Raw genomic sequence first — 10379 nt, 5'->3', positions numbered from 1 at the left:
TGAAGTGCCAGCCCCCGAGCGAAGCTACCAATTAACGGGGGATGAAAAATGGATTACAGATGGAGGGGGAAAGGTTGTTCTGGATCGTCTCGGATTATGGAACAAGATGCTCATTATACCTGTCAGCGATCCAGTGATGTGGGCGTTTAATCCTTCCCAGGAAACTTCTCAACCTTACCAGTCTCATTTGATTGTCGAGAACAAAACAACCTTTCAGGCGTTATTAACAGGGCTGCCCACGCTACCTTTTTCCACCCTGATCTTTGGCTCTGGTTGGAAAATAGTTGGTAATCTGGAGATGTTTCGTTTACAGTATCCGGTGCAGGATGTGCAGCATGCTTTTTATTATTTTGGAGACCTGGACTGGGAAGGCATTCGAATTTGGCATGCTTTGCAGGTCAAATATGCGGTGAAGCTGGCACTGGGATTTTATCTAGCTTGTCTGGATCGTAAGGGTGTGCCGGGGAAGCTGAACCAGATACGAAGCGAAGCTGATTTGGCTGCTTGTCGAACGTTCCTGCCAGAAGCAGCAGGTGAGCGGCTGGAAAATATGCTGCGTAATGGTCAGTACATCCCACAGGAAGTGCTCAGCCAGGAACAATTACTTGCGATTGGGAGATTGGGTGTATGAAACAGACGGTAACAGGCATAGATGCCAGTGAAATTATATCCGGGTTTGCAGGACGAATGGGCAAGATAGCCCTCTTTGACCCTTTGTTTGAATTGAGAAGGCAACGAAAAGCAGACCGTAATGGCAAGCAGATAGCTATGATGGAGTTGGGTCTGGTGACACTTCTGTTTTTCTTTGAGAAGAAGCTATTACGCAGTCAAAAAACGAGTACGAGAGATTACATACAATTTTTAAAGGAAGCACTCGCTCCACATTATGAGCTGGAACAACCAGATTTGGAGGATATCGGGCGCAAAATTCTACAGGTGTTCCGTCCAGCGAATGGACGTAAGCGTGAAATGCCATTTTACAATCTGGACTCAGGACAAGAAGAAATCCTGCAAACTTCTATTTTGCGAACGGACAAATACGATGCACAGACGCAGGTTCAATATTACACATTAGATGAAGATGGGTTAGAGTTGGTATTCGCCACCAAAGAATTTTATCTGGAATTTCAACTGTCCATTCATCAGCTATTGTTGCGTAAACAACTGGAAAAGGGTGAATTTCAAGGCGCACTTCGCCAGATTGATGAGATGGAGGTCGATGTAGAGACTCTGCAAGAACGTATTCGCAGAGTGGAGTACGAGATTAAACGTAATATTGTATCCGACGAGACTTTTCAACGTTATCGTTCATTACTTGAGGACATCCATCTGCGATTAAATCGTGAGAATGAGGAGTTCGTGGAGCTGCGGGATTTCGTCCGCGAGACACGAGACCGAATCTATGCAGATCGGGAACAGGCAAGGTTCCAACGCCCCTATGAGCTGATTATCCGTATCTCCGCCAATTTGGAAAAGGTTCATAATGAACATACCCATCTGCTTCAGCAAAGCATAGAACTGGATTCGCAGGCATTACGGGCAGCCAAGGAGTCGCTATATTACACTGGGATCAGCTCTTTCAACTTTGAACAGGACATCACAGGAATAATTATAGGTCATCCGTTGTCTCCAGATGCATTACGGGGTGTAATTTCTCCATTTCTTACCGTAGAACAAAATCCGTTATGGTCGCTCTTGACCGTTTTTAATAAACAGCAGATTCACAGTAAGGACGGGGTCCATACTGATCCAGAAGGGTTTCTGGTAATGGATACTGGGGGAGACGATTCCTTCACTTTACAACGCAAAAAAGTCATCGTATATATGCTCTCGTTACTTTTGGAATGTGCAAAGGTACGTGAAAGTTCCAAATTCACTCTGAGTGATTTTGTGTCCTATGTAAAGCAAACGGGTCGGGAGAATCTGCTTCAGAGCCGGAATTTTTATGATTATTGGATGATGATTCATCAGCGCAGTCCGATCTCTGCACGGCAACGCGAACAGCAAACAGCTGATGAGAGTGACTTGAGTTTATATGAGGCTATGACGGATGCATTGAATGGGTATGAACTAACAGTGTATGAAGCTACAGAACTTCTGCAAGTAACGGATCGGTACGTGATACAAGAGATGATCATTGAATTGGCAGGTGCTTATGATGCAATATCTTGAGGAAGAAGTGATGATAGCTTTTCAAATCTATACGTTGCTGGCCCGGCAGGGTGAGGCGGGTGCAGACAGTCTGCAACAATATGAGACAGATGATAAAGTGCGGGGGTTAGTGGATCAATTTGCAGCAGAGGTGGAATGTACTGTACTGACGGCTGGGAGACAGCTCTATCTGATTCCACTCACGCGACTGTCCCCGTTTCATATGAGTAACGACATGCTGAAAAAAACATATTTGCGTGGAAGTGCTGTTAACGCGGACTTATATCTCATGTATCTGGCTGTGATCGTGTTCATCGGGGGCTTCTATGACAGCTACCAGACGATGGAGCCGACGCGCAATTTCCTGAATATGAATGATTGGTTGACTCTGGTGCAGGAGAGAGTGGATGTATTGCAGGAGCATGGGGATGAACTGTTGGAACGTCTGAGTAAGGAATTCTCCTATAGATGGGTCGACATCATTGAACGCTGGAATGCGATGGACGATATTAAGGAAAATGCCAAACGACAGAGTGGGCAGACGATCAGCCGTATTAGCTTTCTGGACACCGTCAGACGTTTCATGTTGGAGCAGGAGCTGGTAAATCAGGTTGGACCGGACGAGCTTGACCTGACGGAAAAGACGAAGATTATTGTGCAGCGTTACTTTATGGAAGCAGAATACAATCGGGGAATTCTTGAATTTCTGTATTCATTTAAGGAGTCCGCAAAGGAGGAACCCCATGCCAACCATTTCTAAAGTCAGATTCACTAACGTTGTCTATGAAGCCGGGGCCAAGCGGTATACTGATTCGATCTTTCATTTTGATGGCCATAATGGTGCGGTTGTGCTGGAGAATGGAGGCGGCAAGACGGTCTTTATCCAGACGGCGCTTCAGGCTGTAATACCCCATGTTGAGTTGGCTGGACGGAAAATGAAGGATACTCTTGCGCTGGAAAATGGCCCGGCTCATATTGCAATAGAGTGGTTGCTGGCGGAGAAGCCCCGGCGCAGGTATGTTGTAACCTGTATCAGTTTGTTCATGGACACGAATGGAATGAGCTCTTATCGCTATGTTCATGAATATGGAGAAGGTGACGAGCACCGGATTGAACAGATTCCATTCACGAAGACTCAGGGTGATCGAGAACGGGTGAGTGATAAAGGAGAAATTCATGATTATTATATGTCGATGCAGCAGAATTTCCAACTAACCTCCAGGACTTTTTTCGACACCATTGATGAGTATAAAAAACATTTGGAGGAGCAGTACCATATTATCTCCACAGAGTGGGCTGCCATTACCAAGATTAATTCCAATGAAGGCGGGATCGAAGCCTTTTTTGATGAATGTAAGACCACTTCTCAACTCGTTGACCGTCTCCTGATTCCGACCATTGAAAGCTCAATGGAAGGGTACAAGCAAGGGGCTTTTGTTGATCTTTTCCAGGCTCGACAAGATAGCTTTAAACAATATAAGGAACTCAAGGAGAAAATGGATACGAATCGAGATGTCCTTATCCATTTGCAAGAGTATGTGGAAGGCTATACACGATATGACCAGCAGAAGAAGGATTATGACCAGCTACGGCGAGAGTCGAAGGCGGCATGGCAATACCTTGAGGATATGAAGCAAGCGACTCTTGCAGAACTACAGCAGCTTGAAGTGCAGAAAAATGAACTGCAAGGTCAAGACAAACTGCTGGAGAAGCAGACTGACTCGTTGAAGATTGCACAGGCTAAAGAAGCTCTGGAAGCTCTGGAAACCGTGTATTACGAGGTGCAGGACGAATATGAAGCATTGCAGGATCGTACTGCCTCTGAGGAACAGCAGTATTATTCGATCCGGTATGCACAGATACGGGAACGGCAGAGAGAAGCCGCAGTCAGGCTTGAGTATATCCATGATCAGTTGGAGCAACTGGAGCAATCGGTTGATGAGCAGGAGCTTCAGGTACAGTGGGACCGGAATGGTCGGCATCTGCGAGCGTTTTACATGCAGGAGGAACAGAAGCAGAAGGCAATCCTTGAAAACATGGGAGTACAACGGAGGAAATTGGAGCAACAGCGGGATGAATCTGCCACAAGTGAAGATATGGAAAATCAGGCTCGTGAGCAGCTTGGAAAAGAAGAGAGTAGAATCGTAACACAATATGACAGCCATAAAGGTAGAGCCGCAGATATTTCCAGACAAATATTGAGCAACGTGCAGACGCAAACGGTTGAACGCGAGATGCCACTCTGGAAGGAAGAATACACTGTACTACAAAGTGAGATGGTCGTATCTGTACAAGTTTTTCATGAGATGGAGCAAAAGAAAGGACGATTACAGCAGCTACAAGTAGATGGAAGAGCACAGCTTGCCGAGGCTAGAGAAGAGTTGGGTAATGTACAAGCTCAGCTAACAGCATTCGATCAGGAGCATGCACAGATGGTTCAGGAATTATCTGTATTGCATCCTGCTTGGAGCCGGGTGACGTCCCTGCACACTCAGGCAGATTCGATTCGCAATCGTCTGAACAGCGGGATTGGACATAAGGAACGACAGAAGCAGGATCTTTTATATAAGGAAAGGATGGCTTATCGTTATGTAGATGATTATCAGCAACAAAGTGTATTTTTTGCTGATCCGTATGCTGCTGAACTGGTTCACCATTGGAGTAATGAATTCTCCATGCTTCAGCTTGGAGTGCAATATGCTGAACAGAGTGAGCAAGCCAGTGAACATCCACTCTGGGAAGTTACGCTACTAACCACCGTACACGAGAAAGAGAAGCTGCTGAGAAAGCTAAGACAGTCTGCGAGCAAGCTCCAGCATCCGATAAGGGTTTTGTCAACGGAGGATGCGAAGCGAATGCTAGCCATAACCTCGGCGGGAGAGTCGTCGTTGGGAGAAAGCTGGGTTGAACCTGGACTGTGGATGGACATACAGGATTCTGCACAATTTCAAGTATGGAAGCAGGCAGCAGAGGAACGAGCGGAACAAGCCAGGCAGGAACGAGAAGATCAAGAGAATGAGCTTGAGCAATGGCGAGGCGCACTGAAGCAAACAGAACGTTTCTTTGATAAGTATAGGATGGAGAGCATACATGAACTGCGCCAGCTTCTGGAGCAACTTAGTGATCGACGTAATATCCTGCAGAAGCGATTGGAATTATGGGATGGAGAAATGAAACATCTGGACCAGCAAAAGGACGAATTACAGCAAAAGAAAAGGGTACAAGAGCAGCAAAGCGTGGAGCTGGAACGTCGTTTGAGTCTAGGGCATGAATGGGTAGCCATTATTCAAAAGAATGGTGAGTTGGAGCGCGAACTGGTCTTTGTGCGAGAGCAAATGATCCTGAAAAAGAAGCATATGGATACATTCAGGCAGCAAAAAATCAGTCTGGATCTTCAATGCAGAGAGGCTGAAAAACAGATCACAGCTCTCGAAGGCAAGCTCATCCATATGCGAGAGGACGAATTGTATATAGAGGCTCAGGCATATAGCCCGCTGGAAAATTCCTTGGGTCTGCAACGATTAAGGGATGAGCATGAAAATCTGAAGATGAAGCGTCGGCAAATGATGATGTCCCGTACAGAGTTGGAAGGTAAGCAGCAGAGCCTGATACGTGAAAAGAGTCAGGCGGAGCAAGGGATGGCTGTGCTGCGGAAAGAACATTCCAATATTATCATGGAGCTGGACTTACCACCACACGTTGAAAACAGACTGGAAGGTATGTGGAAGAAGTGTGAAGAACTTAGAGAGCAAGTCCACAAAATCAGGGATGAGCTTGAACGTAGGCGCCAGGAGCGTGATCAGCAGGGAGGTGTAGTGAAGGAGTTATTGAGTCGGTATGCGCAAGACCACGGAGATCAATCACCAATATCCTTCCAAGGTTCACTGAGGCAGGTACATGAACGAATCAAGCAAACACAACGGGAACTGAGTCTCCAGCTCCGTGAGGTGGATAAGGTGATGAAGTCCACGGAGGAGCAACAACGCAAATTTGAACAGGTACTGAATCAGTGGAATCAGGTCATTAAGTTGTATCAGCTCGACGATCCTCAATTGAAGAGCGCGCAGCTCACGGAGGAGCAACGCAGCGAGTGGCTCTATCAGGCATACAAGCATAGCGAAGCTACTATTAAGGAACTGGAGCAACGAGCAAAGCAACTGGACCGAGAGAAGACTAGGGTCGAAGATCACAAGCAGCGCTTCCTGGATTTTTGTAACAAATATATTCAAGATCCGAAGCAACGTGAGATGGCTAAGAGTGGAGTACAGAAAAACGATACACTCGAAGAATTAATTGGTTTCGAGTCTTTGCTCAGACAGAGTATCGTGAAGACGAATCAAATTGCAGAGCTACACTTGCAGACAGAGGACCAGAAGCTACAGCAGTTTATTACCCATATCCATATGCACTTAAAACAGATTGTACAGGAGTTGCGTAACCTTCCTAAGAAAACGAGTGTTAGAACAGCGAATGGAAGCAAGGAAATCTACGTATTCAAAATCCCGGAATGGGAAGAAGTAGAAGGTAAACAACGCATTCATGCTCATATTGACTGGATTGTTGAGCAGTTGGATCGTACCCCATATCAGGCTGAACATAACGAGAACTCCGTTGCACGAGTACGTAAAGATTTGGAGAAGTGGCTGGATTCCAAGCAACTATTGCAGAAAGTGCTGAAGCATGAAACCATCCACATTAGTTGCCATAAGGTTACAAATGATCAACAGATCACAAGTGCCAAGTTCTCCTGGGAGACGTCCAACTCCTGGTCTGGTGGAGAGCGATGGAGTAAGAACATGACTCTTTTTCTGGGCTTGCTAAATTATGTAGCCGAGCGTAAACAGCATATCCAGGGGCAGATGAAGCGACACCGGGTAGTCATTCTCGATAATCCATTCGGCAAGGCATCCAGTGACCATGTGCTTAGTCCCGTATTTTATATTGCGGAGCAGCTAGGGTTTCAGATTATTGCTCTGACAGCACATGCAGAGGGCAAATTCCTACAGGATTATTTTCCAGTTATGTATAGCTGTCGGCTCCGTGGAGTCGCTGGCGAGCCTGGCAAGCAAATCATTGATCCCCGCCAAAAGATGGATCAGGCCTATTTTCGCGATCATGCTCCTGAGTCCAAGGTGTATATAGGTGAAGTGAAGCAATTAGAGTTTTTTGAATAAGTATGATGAGCGTCCGCCGTTAGATCATGTGAATGATCTTCTATTCATTGCCTGTACACGGCTGTATTTTTGTGGAAGTAGATTTTATGCACTTTAGGAGATAAATATAAAAGCAAGCGGATATAGGGTACTCTGTATGAGTGCGTGGATTGAAATATGTCCGCTCTATAAAAATTTTGAATCCTCAGAGGAAAGACTCTGGGGATTTCTTAATTTATAGAGGATGAATGAAAGCGTGGTATACATGTTCTTTCTCTCTGTATTAGTCTTTTTCGCTGGTACAAACAATGATTGATTGTATTGGTGAATTGACTGGAAATTTTATCTTTTAGGAGGAATTTGTCAATTGATGTCGAAATGAAGATATATAAGTGAATAAGTCTTTGTACCTTTTTTTATTATCTTATTAGTATAAAAGACTTGGTTCAGGAGGCGTGTTGAATGAAATATATAGCTCACATTCGACAGAAAGACGGATGTATTCAGACAGTGAAAGATCATTTACAGGAAGTGAAAGAGAGTTGTGAGCGTTTTGGTGGGAAAATTGGCGTCCGTCATTTGGCTGGACTGGCGGGTTGGCTACACGATCTGGGGAAAAATACAAACGAATTCAAAAAGTATATTCAAGAAGCTGTGGCTAATCCGGATGCACCTCCACGCAGAGGTTCTGTAGATCATTCAACAGCGGGTGGTAAATTCCTTTTTGACCGTTACCACCATTCCTCTTCCGTTAATGACAAGGTTGCTGCGGAATGGGTCGGAAATTGTATCATTTCCCATCACCAAGGTTTACGGGACTTTATTGATCCTGAGCTGACTTCTCCTTTTTTTAAACGGGTTTCTAAGGACTTGGAAGAATTTGAGCAAACAAAATCCGAATTTTTTGAGCATGTTTCACAACAAGAGCTGGATCAATATTTTTCTGAGGCTAGGAAGGAACTAGAGCATTATTTAGGCCTTATTAAACAGCACAAACTTCCTTCTATTGCTGCTTCCCTTCTTATGAAGTACATATTTAGCTGCCTGATTGACGCGGACCGAACCAATACCCGGCAGTTTGAAGAGGACGAAGAAACGGAACAACCTCTGGATAGTCATTCGTTTTTTAAAAGAAGCTATGATGCTTTGACAAACATGCTGGTGACGCTTGAGCACGAAAGTGATTCTGAAGAGCCAATTAATCGTTTAAGACGTGAGATGTCCCGGCAATGTGACGATTTTGCACTACGTCCATCCGGTATATACACGCTATCCATTCCTACAGGCGGAGGAAAAACACTGGCAAGCTTGCGATATGCGCTTAAACATGCGATGACCTTTAACAAGGATCGAATCATTTACATTGTTCCCTACACAACAATTATTGAGCAAAATGCTGCGGAAATCAGGGGTATCTTGCAGGAAGACGATATGATACTGGAGCATCATTCTAACGTAATTGAGGGAGAAGATGAGCTTGAGAACGAAGATTATGACGTGCATCAGAAAAAAATAAAGTTAGCAAGAGACACATGGGATCGCCCGATTATTTTCACGACTATGGTTCAGTTTCTGAATACCTTCTATGCGAAAGGTACGCGTAATGTACGAAGATTGCATCAGTTGTCGAATTCAGTCATTATTTTTGATGAAGTTCAGTCGGTACCTGTGAAATGTATTTCTTTATTCAACGCAGCACTAAATTTTTTGCACATTATGGGTGATTCCAGTTTGTTGCTTTGTACAGCGACGCAACCCGCCCTTGATTTTGTAAAGCACAAGCTTCATTTTTCCGATCAGGCCGAAATTATTGAAAATATGGATGAGGTGGGCAAAAGTTTCAAACGGGTAGAAGTGGTGAATCGCACAACAACTTTGGGGTGGGGAGCCGAGGAACTGGCCGACTTTGTTCAAGAACAAATGGAAGAAGTCAACAGTTTGCTTGTGATTCTGAATACAAAAATGGCTGTGCGTAAGCTATTTGACCAATTATACCAACGTGAGGGATTGGGAGAAGGTGGCGCAAGATTATTTCATCTGAGCACGAATATGTGTGCGGCCCATCGTAAAGATGTGTTGTCCGAACTAAAACAGGCCCTTGAGGCAAATGAGCGTGTCATCTGTGTTAGTACGCAGCTTATTGAAGCAGGAGTCAATATCAGCTTTGAATGCGTTGTTCGCTCACTATCTGGGCTGGACTCTATTGCGCAGGCAGCAGGTAGATGTAACCGACATGGCAAGGATAAGCTACGGTATGTGTATATCATTAAATCGGCTGACGAGAATCTTTCAAGGTTGCCTGAAATTCAGATTGGCAGGGAACAGACAGAGCGTATATTAAATGAGTTTGAGCAGGACCCGCAACGATTCGACTATGATTTATTATCTGCATCAGCAATGAAAGCCTATTTTGAATATTACTATCACAATATTAAAGAAGAAATGGATTATCCCGTTTCCAAGCTGGAAAAAAATTTGTTCGAATTGTTGAGTGCAAACAAGGACTATTATGGAGCTTATAAGAAAAAGTGGGGTAAAAATCCCGAGATTCTAAGCCGCCCATCTATAGCGACTGCGGAGCAATATTTTGAGGTCATCAGTAACAAGGCTACATCAGTATTGGTACCTTATAATGACGAAGCAAAAGAGTTAATCTTAGCGTTTAATGGTGAACTGGACAGTTGGGAATTGGGTGGGCTACTGCGGAAACTGCAACCCTATGTCGTTAATATCTATGACTATGAGCTAAAAAAGCTGGAGAAAAACGGTGATCTATATCCTTTATTGCATGGTCATGTTCTGGCATTGAGGGAAACGGCTTATTCTAGGCAATTTGGAGTTGGGTCAGAGGGTGAAGGAGAATGGTCGATGGCTATGATCTAAAAGAGAAAACCCGCCAAAGGCGGGCACTCAAATAATCCTGTATAATTTTCAATCCACGCTTCTCAGCGACCCATTGAGTGTAGCACAATATCAGGGACACAATCAATCTGCAAACTAATAGTTGTATTTATTTGGAATATAGTATATGCTGAGAATGTAATTTTTATGATTATAAATAATCCTTTATAAGAA

5 protein-coding genes are annotated in these 10379 nt (G+C 44.4%); all 5 read left to right on the top strand.

Translation table 11 applies throughout. From position 1 onward, the window contains the following. Window positions 1-631, top strand: a 631-nt coding sequence (locus QD47_RS24640; RefSeq protein ID WP_044648594.1) for a Wadjet anti-phage system protein JetD domain-containing protein, incomplete at its 5' end; no start/stop codon positions are given. Then, complete coding sequence (locus QD47_RS24635) at window positions 628-2172, top strand: hypothetical protein (RefSeq protein ID WP_044648592.1); 1545 nt, start codon at window positions 628-630, stop codon at window positions 2170-2172. The genes QD47_RS24640 and QD47_RS24635, both read left to right, overlap by 4 nt. Next, window positions 2156-2911, top strand: a complete 756-nt coding sequence (locus tag QD47_RS24630; protein WP_044648593.1) for a DUF6063 family protein — start codon at window positions 2156-2158, stop codon at window positions 2909-2911. The genes QD47_RS24635 and QD47_RS24630 overlap by 17 nt, the downstream gene beginning before the upstream one ends. Then, complete coding sequence (locus QD47_RS24625; protein WP_044648591.1) at window positions 2895-7325, top strand: hypothetical protein; 4431 nt, start codon at window positions 2895-2897, stop codon at window positions 7323-7325. Before QD47_RS24630 ends, QD47_RS24625 begins: the two co-directional genes overlap by 17 nt. 441 nt (window positions 7326-7766) lie before the next feature. Continuing rightward, the gene (locus QD47_RS24620) at window positions 7767-10187 is read left to right on the top strand and encodes a CRISPR-associated helicase/endonuclease Cas3 (protein ID WP_044648590.1); all 2421 of its coding nucleotides are present in this window, start codon (window positions 7767-7769) and stop codon (window positions 10185-10187) included. The last annotated feature ends 192 nt before the right edge of the window (window positions 10188-10379 follow it).

This window comes from Paenibacillus terrae, assembly GCF_000943545.1.
GTDB lineage: Bacteria > Bacillota > Bacilli > Paenibacillales > Paenibacillaceae > Paenibacillus > Paenibacillus terrae_A.
Note: the sequence above shows the minus strand (reverse complement) of the source record. Positions and strands in the feature narration are given on the sequence as shown.

Excerpts from the sequence above, each read along its gene's own strand:
- QD47_RS24620 (WP_044648590.1), top strand. The coding sequence starts at position 7,767 with ATGAAATATATAGCTCACATTCGACAGAAAGACGGATGTATTCAGACA.
- QD47_RS24625 (WP_044648591.1), top strand. The coding sequence starts at position 2,895 with ATGCCAACCATTTCTAAAGTCAGATTCACTAACGTTGTCTATGAAGCC.
- QD47_RS24635 (WP_044648592.1), top strand. The coding sequence starts at position 628 with ATGAAACAGACGGTAACAGGCATAGATGCCAGTGAAATTATATCCGGG.
- QD47_RS24630 (WP_044648593.1), top strand. The coding sequence starts at position 2,156 with ATGATGCAATATCTTGAGGAAGAAGTGATGATAGCTTTTCAAATCTAT.